General features: G+C 70.7%; 21 protein-coding genes. 10 read left to right on the plus strand and 11 right to left on the minus strand.

Annotated features, from left to right (window positions below; translation table 11 throughout):
- The 4 genes from H565_RS0106730 to H565_RS0106745 all read left to right on the plus strand — a co-directional run.
- A partial coding sequence (locus H565_RS0106730; protein ID WP_027460371.1) for a DUF1517 domain-containing protein occupies positions 1-804 on the plus strand: 804 nt, incomplete at its 5' end.
- Between the two features lie 152 nt (positions 805-956).
- Positions 957-1,283 (plus strand): hypothetical protein, encoded by a 327-nt coding sequence (locus tag H565_RS0106735; protein ID WP_027460372.1) that lies wholly within the window; start codon positions 957-959, stop codon positions 1,281-1,283.
- Between the two features lie 31 nt (positions 1,284-1,314).
- Positions 1,315-1,821, plus strand: coding sequence for a PH domain-containing protein (locus H565_RS15700; RefSeq protein ID WP_027460373.1), 507 nt, complete (start codon positions 1,315-1,317; stop codon positions 1,819-1,821).
- On the plus strand, positions 1,818-2,783 hold the full coding sequence (locus H565_RS0106745; RefSeq protein ID WP_027460374.1) for a hypothetical protein: 966 nt from the start codon (positions 1,818-1,820) through the stop codon (positions 2,781-2,783). Before H565_RS15700 ends, H565_RS0106745 begins: the two co-directional genes overlap by 4 nt.
- 69 nt (positions 2,784-2,852) lie before the next feature.
- On the opposite strand, the gene H565_RS0106750 is transcribed toward H565_RS0106745, so the two are convergent.
- The 11 genes from H565_RS0106750 to H565_RS0106800 form a co-directional block, all read right to left on the minus strand.
- Positions 2,853-4,481: a HAMP domain-containing protein gene (locus tag H565_RS0106750; protein WP_027460375.1), complete on the minus strand. Its 1,629-nt coding sequence runs from the start codon at positions 4,479-4,481 to the stop codon at positions 2,853-2,855.
- A gap of 67 nt (positions 4,482-4,548) precedes the next feature.
- On the minus strand, positions 4,549-4,989 hold the full coding sequence (locus H565_RS0106755; RefSeq protein WP_245576178.1) for a DUF8082 domain-containing protein: 441 nt from the start codon (positions 4,987-4,989) through the stop codon (positions 4,549-4,551).
- The gene (locus tag H565_RS0106760; RefSeq protein WP_034408639.1) at positions 4,986-5,804 is read right to left on the minus strand and encodes a hypothetical protein; all 819 of its coding nucleotides are present in this window, start codon (positions 5,802-5,804) and stop codon (positions 4,986-4,988) included. Before H565_RS0106760 ends, H565_RS0106755 begins: the two co-directional genes overlap by 4 nt.
- A gap of 158 nt (positions 5,805-5,962) precedes the next feature.
- A complete protein-coding gene (abxC, locus tag H565_RS0106765; protein WP_027460378.1) occupies positions 5,963-6,607 on the minus strand; it encodes a monothiol bacilliredoxin AbxC in 645 nt (214 codons plus the stop codon).
- Between the two features lie 80 nt (positions 6,608-6,687).
- Entirely contained in the window at positions 6,688-7,638 is a 951-nt protein-coding gene (locus H565_RS0106770; RefSeq protein WP_027460379.1) for a class I SAM-dependent rRNA methyltransferase, read from the minus strand.
- 101 nt (positions 7,639-7,739) lie between these two features.
- Positions 7,740-8,657 (minus strand): phospho-N-acetylmuramoyl-pentapeptide-transferase, encoded by a 918-nt coding sequence (locus H565_RS0106775; protein ID WP_027460380.1) that lies wholly within the window; start codon positions 8,655-8,657, stop codon positions 7,740-7,742.
- A gap of 143 nt (positions 8,658-8,800) precedes the next feature.
- Positions 8,801-9,799 carry an isocitrate/isopropylmalate dehydrogenase family protein gene (locus H565_RS0106780; RefSeq protein WP_027460381.1) on the minus strand — a complete coding sequence of 333 codons (999 nt, stop codon included), beginning with the start codon at positions 9,797-9,799 and terminating at the stop codon, positions 8,801-8,803.
- Positions 9,800-9,834: 35 nt separating this feature from the next.
- Positions 9,835-10,803: an FAD-dependent oxidoreductase gene (locus H565_RS0106785; RefSeq protein WP_027460382.1), complete on the minus strand. Its 969-nt coding sequence runs from the start codon at positions 10,801-10,803 to the stop codon at positions 9,835-9,837.
- Entirely contained in the window at positions 10,800-11,480 is a 681-nt protein-coding gene (gene mnmC2 / locus H565_RS0106790; protein ID WP_027460383.1) for a tRNA (5-methylaminomethyl-2-thiouridine)(34)-methyltransferase MnmC2, read from the minus strand. The genes H565_RS0106785 and mnmC2 overlap by 4 nt, the downstream gene beginning before the upstream one ends.
- 37 nt (positions 11,481-11,517) lie before the next feature.
- Entirely contained in the window at positions 11,518-12,006 is a 489-nt protein-coding gene (locus tag H565_RS14570) for a YsnF/AvaK domain-containing protein (protein ID WP_051363456.1), read from the minus strand.
- 95 nt (positions 12,007-12,101) lie between these two features.
- Positions 12,102-12,935, minus strand: a complete 834-nt coding sequence (locus tag H565_RS0106800) for a PRC and DUF2382 domain-containing protein (RefSeq protein WP_027460384.1) — start codon at positions 12,933-12,935, stop codon at positions 12,102-12,104.
- A gap of 144 nt (positions 12,936-13,079) precedes the next feature.
- Here H565_RS0106800 and H565_RS16965 point away from each other — a divergent pair, with 144 nt between their 5' ends.
- From H565_RS16965 to H565_RS0106825, 6 genes are all read left to right on the plus strand, one after another.
- On the plus strand, positions 13,080-13,205 hold the full coding sequence (locus H565_RS16965) for a hypothetical protein (protein ID WP_281170895.1): 126 nt from the start codon (positions 13,080-13,082) through the stop codon (positions 13,203-13,205).
- 7 nt (positions 13,206-13,212) lie between these two features.
- Complete coding sequence (locus H565_RS0106805; protein ID WP_027460385.1) at positions 13,213-15,237, plus strand: elongation factor G; 2,025 nt, start codon at positions 13,213-13,215, stop codon at positions 15,235-15,237.
- Between the two features lie 36 nt (positions 15,238-15,273).
- On the plus strand, positions 15,274-16,314 hold the full coding sequence (locus H565_RS0106810; RefSeq protein WP_027460386.1) for a threonine aldolase family protein: 1,041 nt from the start codon (positions 15,274-15,276) through the stop codon (positions 16,312-16,314).
- Positions 16,315-16,412: 98 nt separating this feature from the next.
- Positions 16,413-17,363 (plus strand): CPBP family intramembrane glutamic endopeptidase, encoded by a 951-nt coding sequence (locus tag H565_RS0106815; RefSeq protein ID WP_034408644.1) that lies wholly within the window; start codon positions 16,413-16,415, stop codon positions 17,361-17,363.
- Positions 17,364-17,365: 2 nt separating this feature from the next.
- On the plus strand, positions 17,366-17,752 hold the full coding sequence (locus H565_RS14575) for a YkvA family protein (RefSeq protein ID WP_051363458.1): 387 nt from the start codon (positions 17,366-17,368) through the stop codon (positions 17,750-17,752).
- A 10-nt stretch (positions 17,753-17,762) separates the two neighbouring features.
- Positions 17,763-18,437 carry a hypothetical protein gene (locus tag H565_RS0106825; protein WP_027460388.1) on the plus strand — a complete coding sequence of 225 codons (675 nt, stop codon included), beginning with the start codon at positions 17,763-17,765 and terminating at the stop codon, positions 18,435-18,437.
- Positions 18,438-18,486: the final 49 nt, after the last annotated feature.

Genomic DNA, 18,486 nt, shown 5'->3' on the forward strand with positions numbered 1-18,486 from the left:
GGCAGCAGTGGGGGGGGCAGCTTCGGCGGAGGCGGCGGGTATGGAGGCGGCTACGGTGGGGGATATGGCGGGGGCTACGGCGGAGGGTACTCCGGGCCGGGCTACGTCGGCGGGGGGGGCTTCGGCATCGTTGGGCTGCTGCTGTTCGGGTTCGTGATGATGAGTGTGCTGGGGTTCATGCGCCGCAGCATGGCGGGCGGGGCGCGGGGTCTGGCGGGGGCGGGCTTGGGCGGCACCGCGCAGGCCGTGAGCGTTCAGCTCCTCTTGGCGCAAGGTGACGAGGTCAAGCGCGACCTCCAGCGGGTGGCCCGCTCCGGCGACCCCGACACGAACGAGGGGCTGGCCCGGATGCTTCAGGAAGCCGCCCTGGTGCTGCTGCGCCACCCCGAACGCTGGGTGTACGGCGAGGTGCAGCGGGCGCAGGGGCCAGCGAGCGCCGCCGAGAGCCAGGTTGGAGCTTGGGCGACCGAGGCCCGCGCCGCCTTTACCGTTCAGACCACCAGCAACTACCAAAACCGCGACCCCCACACGGGGTTCGAGCAGCGCTCCGACTACACCTTTCAGCGTGACGGCACCGACCTCTACCTCGCCGTGACGATTGCGGTCGCCGCCCACACCCTGGCCCCCCTCCCCCCAGCGGGCGTGACCACCGCTGGGGAGGTCCGCGCCGCCCTCGCCGCCATCAGCGCGGTGACCCCCGGCGACCTCATTCGCGCCGAGGTCGTCTGGAGTCCTGACGCCGAGGGCGAGTTCCTCTCGGAGGACGAGGCGATTCGCAAGTATCCGGGCTTGACAAAGCTGTGAGGGTCAGGGGGAAGTGGTGAGTGGGGAGCGGTGAGTGGTGGGTAGAGCAAGGAGCGGGTGCGGTAGACCCACTTCCTACCTCCCACTCACTACTCCCCACCCTCGTAACCCTCCACCCGGTCCCCCGCCGCTGGGGACGGCATCATCGCGCGGTGGCCCGTCGCCGTCCTGAGTCCAACTGGCCCCCACCGCCCCGCGCTCCCGAAGCTTGCGGCCTGTGTGGGCGCGCGACGCCCGTGCTGACCGAACATCACCTCGTGCCGCGCTCGCAGGGGCGGCGGCAGGGGGTCAAGATTCAGGAGCTGCCCACCGTGCGGCTGTGCCCCGCCTGCCACAAGTTCATTCACCGGACCTTCAGCAATGCCGAGTTGGCGGGCGAGTACTCCAGTGTCGAGGCCCTGCTGGCGCATGAGGCCGTGCGCCGTTTCGTGGCCTGGGTGCGGGGGCAGCCCGCGAGCAAAGGGGTGCGGGTGCGGTAGCCCGCGGGCGGACGCGACCTAGACTGCCCCCATGTCCACCCCCGTGCCCCTTGCGCCCGCCGAGGCCCCCCTCCTTTCGCGCCTCGTGGCCGCGGGCGTGCCGCTGCTGCTGGCACTGGTCGCCTTCTTGCCCGACCCCGACGACCCCCCACCGCACCTGCCGCTGCTGGCCCTGGCGCTGCTGCTGGGCCTGGGCTTCTGGCTCGCCCCACGCCGATTGAGGTACGAGCTGACGGATGACGGCCTGGTCGTCCGGACGCTGCTGAGCCGCACGGTCCTGCCCTACGCGGGGTTGCGGGCGCGGCGCTCGGCGGGGCGGCTGGGGCTGCGGACCTTTGGGACGGGGCTGCCGGGTTACCTCACCGGGCACTTCACCTTCGGGCCAGACCCGGCGGTGCGAAAGGTGCGGGCGGCGGCCACCCGCACGGGGGACGGCGTTCTGCTGGAATCGGGCGGGCGGACGTACTTCCTGACTCCGGCCCACCCGCAGGACTTGCTCTCGGCCCTGGCCCGGCGCGGGGCGCGGGTGGAGCCGTGAGCCTCCTGCTGCTGCCCGACCTCGGCGACCTGCTGCGGCTGCATCCCCAGTTCAACGCGGGCACGGTGGTGGAGGCGCTGCGTTTTCTGGAGCTGGGCGGGGTGCTGTGGGCCAGCGGTCCCGACCCTGACCACCCTCTGCGCGACGCGCTGCCCGCCGCTGGATTCGCGCTGGAGGACCTGCCCCTCGCCGATCCTGCCCCCGCCGAAGCCGAGCACGCGCAGCTCGCGGGCTTCCTGGGGCAGTATCCCCAGGGCCGCGAGCGCCTGCGGGCGGCGGGCCGCGCCGAGGCTGAGTTCGCGGCCCAGGTGACCGCCCCGCTGACTCTGCCGGGGGCGCTGGCCCCGCAGATGGAGGAAGCCGCTGCCCGCTATCACGCCGCCGTGCGAGAGGCGCTCGGCGAGGGGCCGGGCACCCGCTGGCGTGAGCGGCGGCTCGGCGAGGTGGCGCGGGCGCTCGCGGGCCGCTCTGGGGCCGCCTTGGTGCCCCTCGACGACCTCTTTGCGCTGCGGGACCGGGTACCGGGGGCCGCCCTGCCTGACCTCGGCGGCTTTACGCCCGGCGAGACGTCGCGGCGCCGGGCGCTGGCTGACCGGGCCTGGCAACTGCGCGAGGAGGACGATTTCGCAGCGCTGCTCGCGGCCCTTGACCGTGAAGCAGGGGACGCCGTGACGCCGGAGGCCGAGCTGCTCGCAGCGGGGGCAGGGCTGTGCCTCGCAGTGGGGGACTTGGAGGCCGCCCGCACCCGGCTAGAGCGGGCCGCGCACCTTCTGCGCGGGGACGAACCGCGCAGCTTGCCAGGACTGGTGCTCGCCCGCCTGGGGCAGGTCCGCGACGCCCAGGGTGAGCGCGAGCTGGCCGAGCGCACCTACCGTGCGGTGCTGGCCCTGAGCTACGTGCCCGCCGTGGCCCGTGAGACGGCAGAAGCGGGGCTGCGCCGTCCCTTTCGCATCGAACTGTAGTGCAGACACGCCAATGGAGGAAGGCCGGGAGAGGCTCCGCGCTGTCCCGGCCTTCCTCTGGCTCGCGGCTTACGCCCGCTTGCGCCGCCGCAGGCGCTCCATCGCGGACTCCAGGCTCAGGCGCATGCGCTCCAGGGCCTGCGCAAGGTCGCCGATTTCGTCGTTGCGGTCGGCCCGCACGGGCTGCGAGAGGTCGCCCATGCTGATGGCCTCGGCGGATTTCACGAGGCGCTCCAGGGGCTGCACAATGCGGCGGGTGGTTCGCAGGGTAAGGGCCGCAGCCGTCAGGGCTGCCAGCAGCGAAATCCCCAGCACCAGCAGCAGGGTGGTTCGCAGGCGGCGGGTTGCATCGGTGCTGTCCACACCCACGGCGATACGGTAGAGCAGGTCACGCGATTGCTGGGCCGCGTCAACGGTGCGGCGGAAACCGTCGCGCCCCTCGACCACGCCCAGGCGACTTACGATAAAGGTTTCGTTGCCGCCGCGCTGGTTTTCCGGCTGCTCGATCAGGGCACGTAGCTCGCGGGCTTGGGCCGATTCGCCTGCGCCCACCTCTTCCAGTTGAGCAAGCTGTTCGCGGTAGGCGTCGGCAGGAGTGCCGCGGTTGACGAAAGTGCCCGTCTTGGGATTGGTCTTGATGAACTCGGCCACCCGGCCCTGCAAGCTGCCGTCGAGCGCCGGATTCTGACTGCGGAAGTAGACGGTGCCATCGGGCAGCTCCACCTCCACAAAGCCCACCGCCGAGCGCCTCAGCAGAGCGTCGAGCTGGGCATTGACCGTCTCTTGGTCGCGGGTGTCGAGACCCGTGCCCACCGCCACGGCCACCGCTTCGGCGTTTTGGCGAATCAGGCGCTGTTGGGCACTTGGCAGCAGCACGGCCAGCGAGAGCAACGAGAGGCTTGCCGCCACGCCCAGTGGCGCGACCGACGCCACGATGAGCTGCTGGGCTAGGCTGCGCCGCCGTCCTGCCGGAGCCGCACTGCTCTCGGCGGCCACGGCGCTCAGGAACTGGTCCGTGGCGGCGGGAGTGGCAGGGGCAGAGGCCTCCGCCGCCGGAGCGCTGGGTACCGCCCCCACCGTCAGCGCCCCTGTAAAGTCAGACCAGGAGTCGGCGGCGGGGGTCGGGGTAGGCGCAGCCGGGGCATCCCCGTCCGTCACGCGGGGGGGCGCCGGGTCAGGCGAGAAGACGGTCGTGCTGCCCAGGCCCAGCTCCGCGCTGCCGCCCAAGGCCCCCGCCCCCGCCAGCCCAGCCGCCAGCACAGGTTCGCGCTGAACTTCGCGGCCCGGAGCACTGACGGGCACGGGCGTGGCAAAGGGGTCGGTGTCGAGGCCGGGAAGGCTGCCCAGCGCCCCAAAGGGGTTGGCCGCCAGGGGAGCGGCGGGGGCGAGTTCGACGTCGTCGGGCGCAACGGCGCGGGAAGCGGGGGGGCGGGGAGGTGCCTCCTCAAAGGGGCTGACGTCCAGCCGCGTCTCGTCGCGGACCTCTTCGAGGCTGACGGCGGCGCCAACTTCCTCGAACACGCGCAGCAGCAGCTCGGCGCGGGGGCGGCCACTGGGCTTCATCAGGCGGCCTGTGCGCCGTGAGGCCAGGCGCGAAGCCTGCTCTGGCGAGAGGCCAAAGCGGGAGATGAGTTGTTCTTCGAGGGCGGGGCGCACCTCGTCGGGAACAGGCTGGCGAATCACGACCGTGTACTTCATGGCAGTTCCTTCCGGGCCACGCGCCGAGCGGGCCAGTCGTCAGGGGAGGGGGGGAGGGGAGAGAGGGTCACGCGAGGTCCCGTGCCCTGAGGTGGCGCACAAAGACGGGCACCTGCGCCTCGCCGAGCTGTCCGGCGAGCGCCGAGAGCAGAGTGCTGAGGGTGGGACGCTCTTCGCCCAGCTCATCGAGGACGTCGTCCACCACAAACTCGCCCATCGGCCCCACCGCCGCGATGACGCAGGCGGTGACGGCCTCCAGCACCTCGTCCGTGACGGGCTGACTGCGCTGCGCGGCGCGGCGCACCCAAGCTTCGGCCTGTGCCAGGGCGGTCCCCACGTCGGCGGGACTCATGCGGGCGAGGGCCGCGACCTCGGCGGCGGTGCGCACGCCGTCCACGTGGTGCAGCACTCGCCACAGCGCGAAGGGCAGCGGCAGGTCGTCGCGCAGGCCAGCGGGCCAGGTGGGAACTCCCACCGGGGCACTCCCGGCCAGCGAAGCGGCGGTCACGCGGCCCCCAGCCCGGCGGCCTGCCACTCCGGCTGGTCCGGGAGGTTGCCCAGCGGCAGTTCTGCGAGGGGTTGCCCCAGCCGGGTGAGGCTGGCGCGGAAGGCCGCGAGCAGGGCCGGGAGCAGTTCCTGGGCCGGCACGCTGGGGTCAACCGTCAGGCGTCCGCCCTGCAGGGTGACCTCACGCGCAAAGGGGTCGAGGCAGGGATGCTCGGCGGCGAGCCGCACGCAGACCGTGCGCCAGACCTCGTCGAGGGACGTGTGGCGGTGCGTGGCCGCGAGCAGCTCTTGCCAAAAAGCGAGCAACTCGGCGTCGGAAGGCGGCGGCGCGACCTCGCCGAGCCACTCGCAGGCAGCGCCTGGCTCCGGCAGGGTCCCAGCCAGCAGACGCCCGCGCTGCCAGTAGCTGCACGCCCCCGGCGCAAGGAGCACACCGGAAAAGCGGCCTCCCTCCAGCCGCGCTTGGCCCGCGGGCCAGCCCTCCTCCAGCGGCTGCGGGGTGCCGCTGCGGGCCGTCCAAAGGGTCTCGGCGACGGCGGGCGGGAGGGGCGTCAGGCTGACGCGGGCGCGGGGCAGCCCAGCCATCGCCTGCGCCCAACCCACCTCTCCGTGGGCCGTAAACCCGCCGCGCAGCGCTCCGCCGACCCACACGAACCGCGCCCAATGCGGTCCCTGTTGGGCATCAAACACAGCGCTCAGGCCCTGGCCCTGGCGGGTCAGCAGGTCGCTGGTGACTTCGGTCCAGGGGTAGTGGTCGGTGCAAAGACCGTGGTAGACGGCAGGTTCGGGAGGAAGAGGGAGGCGGGGCTGGGGCATGGAGTCACCTCGGAGACGGGAAAGGGGCCACGCGAACGTCACGTTCGCCGCCCATCACACCTCAGTTCCTCTTACCGCTGACTTACATGACCCTCATGCGGCCCAAAAGAACCCGCCCGGTCAGCGGGGACCGGACGGGGAGGGGCAGGGCAGCGGGCTTAGCCGAGTTCGTTCAGCAGCGCCTGCACCCTTTCGCGCAGGTCGCCGCGCTCCTGGGGGGCACCGAGCTGGTGCAGCCCGCCGTGATAGGCGTCGGGGTCGCCAAACAGGCGCGAAAGCAGCTCGAACTCGCGCTGGCTGCGCAAGCTGGCGTCGTCGCGGAAAAGGGTCACGTACTGGTCCTGAAAGGCCCACTCGCTGAGTTCGCCCGCGAGGTAAGCCCGCATCAGGCGGCGGTAGGGTTCGACGTTGTCGTCGGTAGCGACTTTGGCCGCGCCCTCGCGCAGGGGCACGTGCTGGCGGAAGACGGGTTCCAGGGCCTGGGGCGTGATGTCCCAGTTGTTGACCTCAAACTGCGCCTCGCCGTTCCGGAAGAGGATGAACTGCGGGCTGTGGTGCACCAGCCCGGTCCGCTCGGCGACGTGGTTGCTCGCCGGACGCCATTCCACCACCCGGATAAAGCCCACGGGCAGCTCGTGGCGCTGCAAGAAGCTCTCGACCACCCCAAAGCCCTGCATCGTCTTGTGGCAGGTCCCGGCCTTGAAAATGGCGGCAAGCGGGTAGTCCTGCAAGAAGCGGTCTACCTCTTCGGGGGTCGTCAGGGGCACGAGCACCTGGGTCTGTTCGGTCGCGTTGGCCGTCATGGGGACAGCATACCCGCTGCTTTGAAAAACGAAGTGTTCCGGTCCACATCCGGTCTACAGGTCCACAAGGGGTGGAGACTTCAGTCCAGCGCCCACACCCCGGCCTTGAGATGGCCCGCGCCGGGGTAATCCTCGCCCGTGCCCAGCCGGGTCAGGAGTTGGCCGCGCCGCCCAGCCCCCGCCAGCCCCGCCGCAACCATCCGCTCGAAGGCCGCGGGGGAGAGGCCCGCATGGTTGGTCACGGCGAGAACCCGGCCTCCCAGTGCCGTGACCTGCGCCGCGAGCGCTGCCAGCCGCCCGTAATCGCGCTCGGCCCGCCAGACGCCCGCCTTCCCCCGCGCAAAGGAGGGCGGGTCCAGCACCACGAGGTCAAAGCGGTCGCCCCTCTTGCGCAGCCTGCCCAGCCACTCGAACACGTCTCCGTACAGGAAATCGGTGTCCGGGGCCGCGAGGCCACTCAGGGCGTAGTTCTCCTGGCCCCAGGCCAGCACCTTGCGCGAGAGGTCCACGTTCTTCACGACTCCGGCCCCCCCCAGCGCCGCGCTCAGGCCAAAGCCGCAGGTATAGGCAAAGGTGTTGAGCACCCGTCCGCCGGGCGGCACCTGCGCCCGCACCCAGGCCCGCAGGGGCCGGGCATCCGGGAAAAGGCCGATGCTGAGGTCGCCCCCTGGCCGAATGAGAAAGGGCACGCCTCCCTCCAGCGCCGTCACCTCAGGCCGCGCTTCTCCCCAAACTGGTGCGGGGGGCGCGAGGTGCTCGCGGGCCACATTCGCGGCGTGCCGGGCTTCGACCGGGCGGCGCTTGAGGTACACCCCCGCCACGCCGGGCAGAGCGCCGCAGGCCGCCGCCAGCGCCCCTTCTTCCTCCGCCGAGAGGTCCGCGTACAGGCTGAGCACCGCCGCATCCCCCGCGAGGTCAAGCGCAAAGAGGCCGCCCGTCTCGGTCGTGTGCGCCGCCCGGTAAAGGGTCGTGCTCCCCGCGGGCAGGTGGGCGCGGCGGGCGAGAAGCGCGGGAAGGTCGGGGAACTTCACCCGGCAAGTGTAGGGGGGAGAGGGGTGAGTGGTCAGTGGGGAGTGGAAAAAGGAAGCGGGAGCTGAGGCCGTTGCTCTAGCTCCCACTCACCACTGCCCCCCTACGGCCTGCCGCCCAAAATCCACCACACCAGTGCCGTTGCCACCGCCGTGACCACCCAGAAGCGGGTGGTGACGTGCGTTTCGGGCCAGCCGACCATCTCGAAATGGTGCTGGATGGGACTCATCTTGAAGATGCGCTTGCCCCGCAACCGGAAAGACGCCACCTGTAAGACCACGCTGAGCACGGCGACCACCGGGATAATCGCGGCGAGCGGCAACAGCCACACGTCGGCGTACAGGACGTAAGCCCCCGCCGCGACCGCCCCGATGGCGTGGCTGCCCATGTCGCCCATAAAGACGCGGGCCGGGTGCGCGTTGAACCACAGGAAGCCCAGCAGCACCGCCACCATCAGCGCCGAGACGGGCGAGAGCGCCAGCAGCGGCAGCAGCACGATGATGGCGACCCCCGCGAGCAGGCCGTCTAGCCCGTCGGTGAAGTTAAAGGCGTTGACGGCCCCCACCATCACCAGCGTCAGCAGAATCACGTCGGGGACGCGCCCCAGGCTGGGCAAGACCTCGTGTGCGGCGAGCGGCGCAGCGAAGAGGGCAAAACCCAGCCCCACCAGGAACTGAAGGGGGAACTTTTCGCGGGCCAGCAGTTCCTTTTTGCCCCGGCCCCGCATCCGCGAGACAATCTTGAGCCAGTCGTCAATCCCGCCGATCACGCCCATCGCCAGCGCCGTCAGCATGAGCAGCAGCTCGCGTGGCCCGCCCGCATTCCCGGTCAGGTACAGCGGAAAGAACACCAGCGCCAGCGCGAGCACAAAGGCTACGCCGCCCGCCGTGGGCGTGCCTTCCTTTTTCAGGTGCGTCTGCGGGCCATCGGCCCGGATGGGCTGGCCCCAGCCCCGCGCCTTGCTCAAGCGAATAAAGAGACCCACGAGAAACCACGAAAGCAGGGCTGCCACGACGGTCATGGGCGGCTCCGGCGGGGGGTAGAGAACAGGCAGGGGCGCAGCATCTCAACCGGGGAGGGTAGCACGGCGCTCGGTGGTCCAAGGAAACAGCAGGAAAGAGGGCCGGACTCCCAACAGCCCTGGCCCCCTTTCCTTCGCAGCCCTCAGAGCCGCGCAATCACGGCGTCCGTAAACTCCTTGGTGCCAGCGGTGCCGCCGAGGTCGCGGGTGCGCGGCCCCTCAGTGAGCACCGTGTTCACGGCCTCGTCGATGCGGCGGGCCACGTCGTGCGCCCCGATGTGGTCGAGCATCAGCACGGCGGCGAGGATGGTCGCGGTGGGGTTAGAGATGCCCTGCCCGGCGATGTCGGGGGCCGAGCCGTGCACGCTCTCGAAGATGCCGAACTGGTCGCCCACGTTGCCGCTCGCAGCGATGCCCAGCCCGCCGACCAGCCCGGCGGCGAGGTCCGAGAGGATGTCCCCAAACATGTTGGTCATGACCATCACGTCAAACTGCGCGGGGTTGCGCACGAGTTGCATGGCGGCGTTGTCCACGATCATGGTGTTCGTGTTCAGACCCTCGTACCCCCGCGCCTGCTCCAGCACACTCTCCATAAAAAGGCCCTGGGTCACGGGCAAGACGTTCGCCTTGTGGACCACCGTAAGCTTTCCCCGGCGCTTCATGGCGAGGTCGGCGGCAAACTGGCCGATGCGGTCGCTCGCTTCCTTGGTAATCACGGTGTCGGCGATGGCGGTGTCGCCGTAACGCCGCTCCTGCTCGACGTAGAGGCCCTGGGTATTCTCGCGCACAATCACCAGGTCCACGTTCTCGTAAGCACCGGGCACCGGGCGGGTGCGGGTGGGGCGCACGTTGGCGTAGAGGTTGTACTTGCGCCGCAGGTGGCGAATGGCACCGAAAAAGCCCGCAGGCTTCTCCCCGCTGGGGCTGGTCGCCGCCCCAAAGAGGGTCGCGTCGCTGCTCTCGACGGCCTCGTAGGTGGCTTCCGGCACGCTGGTGCCGTGGTCGAGGAAGTATTCGTAGCCCGCTTCGGCGGTCACATACTCGGCGTCAAGGCCAGCGGCTTCCAGCACGCGGCGGGCGGCGGGGATGACCTCGTGGCCGATGCCGTCTCCCTCAATCAAACAGATGCGGTACTTCGCCATAACCTCGCCAGTGTAAGCGGTGGGTGTGCCCGGCGTTACGCTGCCCCGCTCCGCAATACGTCACCCGCAACGTGACGCGCCAGGAGTGGCCCCAGCAAAAAGCCCTTGCTCCCCAGCCCGGAGAGCCGCCATACGCCGCTGGCCTGCCGCCCGGCGACCAGCCCGGAGAGCCGCGTACCGCTCCAGCGCCCGGTCACCCGCACCCCGCGCAGGTCGGTCAGGGCACCCCCCCGGTCCAGCAGCCAGCGCAGGGAAGGGACGGGGGGCGTGGGCGGGTGCCATGTCGGCGTAGGGGCCTCAAAGGTTGCCCCCAGCACGCCCGTCCCCCCCGCCCCCGGCGCGAGGTAGGCCCCGAAGCTCACCGGAAGCGGGGTCGCCGGGCGCTCCAACGTGAGCAGCGTGCCCGCTCGGTGGGTGCCCGCTTCGCCCGCCCAGCCTGCCCCCACCGCGCCCCCGCACCAGACCACGGCGTCGCCCCTCAGCACGGTGCCGCCCTCCAGCGTGACCGAGTGGGCGTCCCAGGCGACCGCTCGCCCCCGCATGACCTCTGCCCCGCTCGCGCCCAGCAGCGCCGTGCACAGGGCCGCCCCGTCCAGCCAGCCCCCCTCCGGGAGCCAGAGCGCCTGCGGCCAGCCGGGGGCGAGGGGCACTGGAAACGCCTCCGGCGTCAGCCAGCGGTGGGGGAGGGCCGGGGGCAGGTGCCGCACGAACCTCGCCCGCGTGCGCTCGTCGGGCACCGGGCGCAGCACGCCCGCCTGGCCGTGCGGGACCCGCCAGCCCGCCCCCTCCAGCTCGCGCACCAGCGCCCAAGTCAGCGCGAGGCCCTCCAACGCCCGCTCGTCCACCCCCCCCGACTGCCCGCGTACCGGGTTGAGCAGCGCGGAAGGGACGTGGCTCGCCGCGTGCTCTCCAGCGTCCACTACCATGACCCGCGCTCCCCCCCGCCCCGCGAAGTACGCCACCGCCGCCCCCGCGACCCCGCCCCCCACGACAAGCACCCTCACGGACGCACCGCCCGCAGGTGCTCGCGCTTGCCGGGTGGGCCAGGACGGCGCTCGACCGTGAGGCCCGCCGCCGCCAGCGCTCGGCGCACGTGTCCGGCAGCGCTGTAGGTCGTGAGCACGCCCCCCGGTGCGAGGGCCGAGGCCAGCCGAGCGACCACCTCCTCCGTCCAGACTTCCGGGTTACGGGCAGGCGAGAAGCCGTCGAGGTAGAGGGCCGTGGCCCAGCCCTGGGGCAGGGGCGCGGTGCGGATGTCCGCGAAGTGGACGGTGAGGGAAACGCCGGGCACCTTCACCCACAGCGGGCCGGGGCCGCCCCATCCTGCCAGAACTTCCTTCCACGCGGGATGGTCAGCTCCCATGCCACCCTCGGCCACCTCCCGCAGCACGGCCACGGGGGCGGGGTCAAACTCGTAAGCCACGTACTCCAGCGGCACCCCGCGCCGCTCGCCGTCGGCCAGGGTCGCCCGGAAGTTGACGCCCAGCCCAAAACCCACCTCCAGCACGCGCGGGCGGGGATGGACTTGGGTGCCGCTTCCCTCCACAAAGACATGGCGGGCCTGCGCCGCCGCCCCGTGCCGCGAGCCGTAGGCTTCGCCATAACGGGCGCTCAGGGCGGTGCGCGAGCCGTCAGGCGTGAGCAAGATGGCCCCGGCAGGAGAAGGGTCAGCGTCGGTCATCGGTCCGCAGCATAGGGCGGCTGCGGGCGGGGGTGCGTTAGCGGCTGGGGTCGGGGTCCAGCGGGCTGGGCATGGTCCGCTCGCGCACCAGCCCCTGCGGGTCTTCCACGGCGAGTTCCTCGCGGCGCAGGGTCACTTCCTGGGTTTGGGTGTAGGTGCGGGCTTCCTTGGCGATGGTGACGTCACTCAGGGGGTAGACCAGCTTCTCGAACTGTGCCCGTTCCTCGTAGAGGGGCACTTCGTACACGCGGCCCACCTCCAGTTCCTCGCCGTTGAGGGTAGCTCTCCCCCCGGTGTTCTCCTTTACCGTGATTTCGAGGTGCTCGCGGCGCAGGGTGATGGGCACCATCTCTTGACGTTCAGTCACCACCCGGCGGATGGTGACGGCCCCAACCACTTCCGGCACGACCTCCACGTTGGCGCGCTCTTCGTAAAGGCGCAGACGTTCGATGAGTTCGCGGCGCTCTTCACGCTCTCGCCGCGCCGGGTCGGTATGAGCATCTTGGTCGGGTCGGTAGTCATCCATGGCGTGTCCTCATTTTGCGAAATAGAACCAAAGGGAAGAGGCGGGGTTGCCCCCGCCCCTGCCCCCGCACTGTCGTGGCAGGAGCTGGCTGTGTTTCAGCGGCGACCGTTGTTGCGGTCAGTGTCAGTCATCGTATCGCCATCCTGGAGGCGCACTTCACCGGTCTTGTTGACGTCGAGCACCTCGCGGCCCACCGTCTCGGTGACGGTCTGGGTGTCGGTCACGGTGCGCTTGCCAATCTCGACCTCTTCGACCACATAGGCCTGCTTTTGCACGTTGGCGCGCTCGGCTTCGAGGTCCACACGCACGGTCTCGCTGCTGGCCCCCAGCACCGCGCCCTCGACGGGGCGGGCATCGGTCACGGGGTGACGCTCGATGACAACTTCCTCACGCTGGAGACCCACATTGACCTGCTCCTGGCGGGTCTCAACGTGCTTGCCAATCTCGACGGCCCCGGCCTTGAAGCGCTCTTTGTTGACCACCAGGCGCTCTTCCAGAAGCTGGAGGCGGTCAGGCGTGCGGTAAGCCCGCTCGCGGTAAGCGGTCTCGTCCACATCGGTGTGGGCGGCTCGCAGCACGCGCTCGTTGGTCTGCTGGAACTGGGTGTCCGTGTAGGTCTGGTCGTAGCGGTACTCTTCGAGGTCGCGGACCTGGTCCTTGGTCAGGTTGTCAAAGTACACGCCGTTGTCGTCAAACCGGGCTTCACCAACGGGCACGACGACTTCCTTGGAGGAGAACCAGCCGCCCACATCGAGAATCAGGTAGCGGATGCGGCCACTCTGGGGGTCAACGAGCGCGTCGCGGACGGTGCCAATCTTCTCCCCGTTGTACCCGTAAGCGGTGTTGCCGCTGGGGTTGTAGACGTCCGAGTTGTCGTACATGTTGTCGCGGCTGAGGTCGGACAGGCGCATCAGGTTCATCTGGGTCATGGGATTCCTCCGGGGATGAGATGGTGGTGCTTACGGCGTGCAGGCGAAGCGTTCGCCCTTACCCGTAGCAGTTTCGCCGCCGCCCTCGCCCCCCGGCTGAGGGGCATCTAAAGCCCATCCTGGCCAGACCTTGAGCGGAAGGTCATGTTCGTCACGCTGCGGGTGTATGCTCGGCGCACCAAGAACCCCCAGCGGCTTGCGGAGGTCGTTCGCCCGCCCGTGCGTGCGCGGTTCCTCGCGGGATTGCGCCCCCCACTGAAGGTCAGGTGATGTGTCCGTGCAAGACGGCAGACAGGATGTTCCGGTCCGCGTGGTGAGCCTTATCGGTCACAGCGGAGCGGGCAAGACGACGCTCTCTGAGGCCCTGCTGGTGCGCAGCGGGGCCTTGCCGCGTCCCGGCAGGGTGGAGGACGGCACCACCCAAAGCGACTGCACCGACGCGGAAAAGGCCCACGGCTTTTCCATCACGACCGGGGTGCTGCGCCTCACGCACGCGGGCACCGACCTCACCCTGCTGGACACGCCGGGCTACGCCGACTTCGTGCGCGAGATTCGGGGGGCGATTCGTGCCGCCGATTCCGCCCTCGTCCTTGTCAGCGCCGTGAGCGGGGTGGAGGTCGGCACCGAGCGGGTGTGGGCGACCGCCGACCGTTTCGCCATGCCCCGCATCGTGTTGGTGTCCAAGATGGACCGCGAGCGGGCCAACTTCTCGGCAGTGCTCGCGGACATCCGCGCCAGCCTGAGGGGGAACGTGGCGGCGGCCTTTTTGCCGGTGGGCGAGGGACCTGACTTCCGGGGGGTCGCGGACGTGCTGGCGGCGGACCCCACCGACCCCGACCTTCCTGCCGAGGTCCGCAGCGCCCTGCCCGAAGCCCGCGAGACGCTGACCGAAGCCATCGTGGAGACAGACGACGATCTGATGACCCGCTACCTCGACGGCGAGGAGCTGTCTACCGAGGAACTGCGCTCGGCCTTCTGGCGGGCCGTGCACGCGGGCACCCTCTTCCCAGTGCTGCCCGTCTCGGCCCTGACGGGGGGCGGGGTGGATGAGCTGCTCGACCTGATGGCCCGTGGCCTGCGCAGCGCCCAGGAACGCGGGGTCCTTAGCGGGGTGGACGGCCAGACCCGCGAGCCGACCCCGGACGCGCCCCTGAGCGCCCGCGTGTGGCGGGTGAGCGTCGACCCCTTTGTGGGTAAGCTGGCGCACATTCGAGTCTGGAGCGGCACCCTGCGGCCCGGCGACCCCCTGCGCAACACCACGCAGGGGACTGACCTCAAGCCCGCCCACCTCTATGTCATGAGCGGAAGCACCCTGACCGAGGTGCCGGAGCTGCGGGCCGGGATGCTGGGGGTGCTGACCAAGTTGCCGGAGCTGCACACCGGCGATACCTTGGCCGACCCCGCCCACCCCATCGAATACGACCCGCTGGTGCTGCCCGACCCGGCGCATACGGTCGCCCTCTTTCCGCGCACCCGGCAGGACGAGGACCGCCTCGGCGCGGCGCTGGCCCGCCTCCTCGACGAGGACCCCACCCTGCGCTTCTCGCGCGAGGCACAGACGGGTGAGCTGCTGCTTTCCGGCATGGGCGACATGCACACGACGATCGCAGTCGAGCGACTCGCGGCGCTGGGCGTAAACGTGGACACCCGCCTTCCGCAGATTCCCTACCGGGAGACCATCCGGGCCTCCGCACAGGCGCAGGGCAAGCACAAGAAGCAGTCGGGTGGGCATGGGCAGTACGGTGACTGCCACGTCCGGCTTTCGCCGGGGCCGGGCTTTTCCTTCCGTTCGGAGGTCGTAGGCGGCGCGATTCCGAGCAAGTACCTTCCCAGCATCGAAAAGGGCGTGCAAGACGCGATGGAAAAGGGGCCGCTCGCGGGTTACCCCATGCAGGACGTGCACGTCGCGGTCACGGGCGGGTCTTATCACGAGGTGGACTCCAGTGACCTCGCCTTCCGCACCGCTGGGGCGCTCGCCTTTCGCAACGCGGTCGAGGGAGCGCGGCCCACCCTCCTCGAACCCGTGGTGCTGCTGCGGGTGCGGGCTCCGGCCAGCTTCACCGGCGACCTCGTGGGCGACCTCCAAACCCGCCGCGCCCGCGTCCAGGGCATGGAGCCGGAGGGGACCGTCATCACGGTCACGGCGGTCGTGCCCCAGGCCGAACTCCAGACCTACTCCGCCGACCTGCGCTCTCTGACCGGGGGCCGGGGGGCCTTTAGCGTGAAGCCCCACGGCTACCAGGAGGTGCCCGACCACCTGGCGAAAAAGATTGTGGAAGCGCGAAAGGCGGCGGCAGGCTAGGGCAGGGTGAGCGCCGCAGCGCGTACCATTCTCCCCATGACCGCTGCGTCCCCCACCCCCCGCCCCCGCGTCGTCGCCGACCTCCGCTCGGACACCGTGACTGCGCCCACCCCGGAGATGCGGGCGGCGATGGCGCAGGCCCAGGTCGGCGACGACGTGTACGGCGAGGACCCCACCGTCAACCAACTTCAGAGCGAACTTGCCCGCCTCGCTGGCTTCGAAGCGGGCCTCTTCATGCCGTCGGGCACGATGACCAATCAGGTCGCCATCGCCCTGCACACCCGCCGGGGCGAGGAGGTCATCTGCGCCGAGGGGTCGCACATCTACGAGTGGGAACTCGGCATGATGGCGACCTTTTCCGGGGTGGTGCCCCGCTTTGTGCCCGCGCCGCTGGGGGTGCCCGACCCGGAGGCGGTGCGGCTCGCCGTGCGCCACTCGGTCCACCAGTCGCCCACCGGCCTCATCAGCCTGGAAAACACCCACAACAAGGCGGGCGGCACCGTTCTGCCGCTGGAAGTGCTCGCCGCCATCCGGGGGGTGGCCGACGCGGAAGGCTTGCCGCTGCACCTCGACGGGGCGCGGGTCTTTAACGCGGCGGTGGCCCTGGGCGTGCCCCTTTCCGACATCACCCGCCACTTCGATACCGTGAGCATCTGCCTGAGTAAGGGTCTGGGTGCCCCGGTCGGCAGTGTGCTGCTGGGCAGCGCCGCCGCCATGAAGCAGGCCCACCGCTACCGCAAGATGATGGGCGGGGGGATGCGGCAAGCCGGGGTTTTGGCCGCCGCCGCCCTCGTCGCCCTGCGCAACGGCCCCGCTCGCCTCGCGGACGACCACCGCCGCGCCCGCCGCCTCGCGGAGGCGCTGCTGGAGGCCGGGTACCGCGTCAACATGGCCGCCGTGCAGACCAACATCCTCTATGTGACCCTGCCGGACGCGGCGGCGCAGGTGGCCCGCTGGGCTGCCAAGGGGGTGCTGGCGAGTGCCCTGGGACCGGACTCGGTGCGCTTCGTGCTGCACCACCAGGTGGGCGATGAGGCGCTCGAGGAGGCCATCGGGGTACTGACGCAGAGCGTGTAGCTCGTGGCGGGTGGCGTGTAGAGATTGAGCAGCGGCTCAGGCCTAGGCTTCAGCCTCTACAAGCGACAAGCTGCCTGCCACACGCCATACTGCCCCTCATGACCGCCCCGGACCAGCTCTTGTCCTCCAGTCCCCCACAGGCTCCGGGCATCCGCGCCGTGGACGGCAACCGCGCCGCGCTCGTGCTGCTGCTGGCACAAAATGTCCTGTCGGCCATCGCCATCGGAGCAGGAGTGCCGTTGGGGACGGCTCTGCTGCTCTCGTTCGTGGGCAATGCGGTGCTGGCCCTGACGGTGTTTCGGCGGCCCATGCGGGCGCTCCTGCGCGACTCGCGCTGGCGCACGCCGCCGTCGTGGGGGTTGTCGCTGGCGGCCTTTGTGCTGGCCTTTCTCGCGTCGCGGGCCTTTGTGCTGGTGTACGTGACCCTCTTTCCGGGGGCGGCGGACGCCATCCCGCAGTTTGCGAGCCGCGGGGCTGACCTGTGGGTGCTGTTGCTGGCCGCCGGGCTGCTGATTCCCTTTGCGGAGGAGGTCGCCTTTCGGGGCCTGATGCTGCGCGGGCACGAGCGGGCGGCGGGCTTCACGGTGGCGGCGGTGACGACCTCGCTCGCCTTCGGGGTCGCGCACGGGGTTCCGGCGAGCGTGGCGGGCATCCTCCCGCTCGCCTACGCGCTGGCGCGGCTCACCCAGCACAGCGGCAGCCTGTGGAACGCGGTCATCGTCCACGCCCTGAACAACACGCTGGCGGTGGCGCTGGGCAGCGTCCTCGCGGGGCGGCTCCCCGACAACACCGAGCAGGCGAGCGAAGTGCTGAAAAACCCGGCGCTGGCGGTGCCCGTGGCGGTGGGGGCGGCGCTCTTCGGTCTCGCGGTCCTGACTGTGCTGCACCTGTGGTTGACCCCCAAGGCCGACCCCCAAGCGCGGCAAGCGCGGGGACCCTGGCTGAGCGCGGCGTATGTGGGGGTGGTGCTGTTTGGACTGGTCGCGGCGGCCACGACGCTGCCCGCCGTGCAGCAGGCCCTGACCGACCTGCGCGGGGTGATGCGCTAAGCATGCTGAAGCGGCTGCGTCTCTTCGCCCGGCGACTGAAAGCCGACCTGCTCGCCCTGAGCCTCGCCGCCCGCGACCCCCGTACCCCCTGGCTCGCCCGCGCCGTCGCCCTCCTGGTCCTCGCCTATGCGCTTAGCCCCATCGACCTGATTCCCGACCCCATCCCGGTGCTGGGGCAGCTTGACGACCTCTTGCTCGTTCCGGCGGGGCTGTGGCTGGCCCTGCGCCTCGTGCCGCCCGCCGTGTTGGCAGAGGCCCGCGCCGAAGCTGCCCGGCAGCCCCGGCGGCTGGCCCGCTCCCCCTGGGGGCTGGCACTGATGCTGGGGCTGTATGCCCTCGCCCTGTGGGGGGGGTGGCACCTGCTCCTGCGCGCAGGTGCGGGGGGCTAGAGTGGCAGATGTGGCTCGCCCGCGACCTGCACCCGGCTCCCCGCCCCCCACCCCGCCCCTGGCCGCCGAGGTGCTGCGCGGCCCCACCGCTTTTTTTGAGCGGCTGCGCCCGGTGCCGCCCCTGCCCTGGCGGTATGCCCTCCTGCCGGTGCTCGCGGCGCTGCTCGCGGGGGTGATCTATGCCCTGCTGCTGCGCCCGGTGGTGGGGGCGACAGCCCAGGGCGCGGGGGCGCTCGCCGCCCACGTGGTAAACGCCTTTGGCACCTTTTTCCTGACGGTGGTGGGCGCGGCGCTCATGGCCGGGCTGGGTCACCTGGGGGCGGGACGAGCGGGCCGCGCTCCGGAAGTGTACGGGGCCACGTTCGTCGTGCTGCCGCCCCTGTATCTGGCGCTGGCAGCGCTGCTGCTGATGTGGCCGCAGCCGGACTGGCCTGCGGGAGTGCAGGCTTCCAGCGTTCTGGAGCATCAACAAGCGATGGTGCAGGCGGTCATGCGCTGGCCGCTCGCCCGCGTGACCGTCCTCCTGCTGCTGCTTGCGCCCTTCACCCAGTTCGTGTTGGCCTACCGGGGCTTTTTCATCCTGACCGCAGACCGCCGCCGGGCGCTCTTCGGCACCCTGCTGCCCCTCTTCCCCGTGCTCGCCGTGACGGCGCTGGGGCTGGCACCCCTCTTGGCGGCCTGGTAATGCAGCCAGCAAAAAGGGCCGGAGAGCTTCCGACCCTGCTTTTCCCCGG

Source organism: Deinococcus murrayi DSM 11303, from assembly GCF_000482805.1.
GTDB lineage: Bacteria > Deinococcota > Deinococci > Deinococcales > Deinococcaceae > Deinococcus > Deinococcus murrayi.

Coding starts and splice junctions, on each gene's coding strand:
- H565_RS15700 (WP_027460373.1), top strand. CDS start 1,315: ATGTCCACCCCCGTGCCCCTTGCGCCCGCCGAGGCCCCCCTCCTTTCG.
- H565_RS0106750 (WP_027460375.1), bottom strand. CDS start 4,481: ATGAAGTACACGGTCGTGATTCGCCAGCCTGTTCCCGACGAGGTGCGC.
- H565_RS0106760 (WP_034408639.1), bottom strand. CDS start 5,804: ATGCCCCAGCCCCGCCTCCCTCTTCCTCCCGAACCTGCCGTCTACCAC.
- abxC (WP_027460378.1), bottom strand. CDS start 6,607: ATGACGGCCAACGCGACCGAACAGACCCAGGTGCTCGTGCCCCTGACG.
- H565_RS0106775 (WP_027460380.1), bottom strand. CDS start 8,657: ATGACCGTCGTGGCAGCCCTGCTTTCGTGGTTTCTCGTGGGTCTCTTT.
- H565_RS0106780 (WP_027460381.1), bottom strand. CDS start 9,799: ATGGCGAAGTACCGCATCTGTTTGATTGAGGGAGACGGCATCGGCCAC.
- mnmC2 (WP_027460383.1), bottom strand. CDS start 11,480: ATGACCGACGCTGACCCTTCTCCTGCCGGGGCCATCTTGCTCACGCCT.
- H565_RS14570 (WP_051363456.1), bottom strand. CDS start 12,006: ATGGATGACTACCGACCCGACCAAGATGCTCATACCGACCCGGCGCGG.
- H565_RS0106800 (WP_027460384.1), bottom strand. CDS start 12,935: ATGACCCAGATGAACCTGATGCGCCTGTCCGACCTCAGCCGCGACAAC.
- H565_RS16965 (WP_281170895.1), top strand. CDS start 13,080: ATGTTCGTCACGCTGCGGGTGTATGCTCGGCGCACCAAGAACCCCCAG.
- H565_RS0106810 (WP_027460386.1), top strand. CDS start 15,274: ATGACCGCTGCGTCCCCCACCCCCCGCCCCCGCGTCGTCGCCGACCTC.
- H565_RS0106815 (WP_034408644.1), top strand. CDS start 16,413: ATGACCGCCCCGGACCAGCTCTTGTCCTCCAGTCCCCCACAGGCTCCG.
- H565_RS14575 (WP_051363458.1), top strand. CDS start 17,366: ATGCTGAAGCGGCTGCGTCTCTTCGCCCGGCGACTGAAAGCCGACCTG.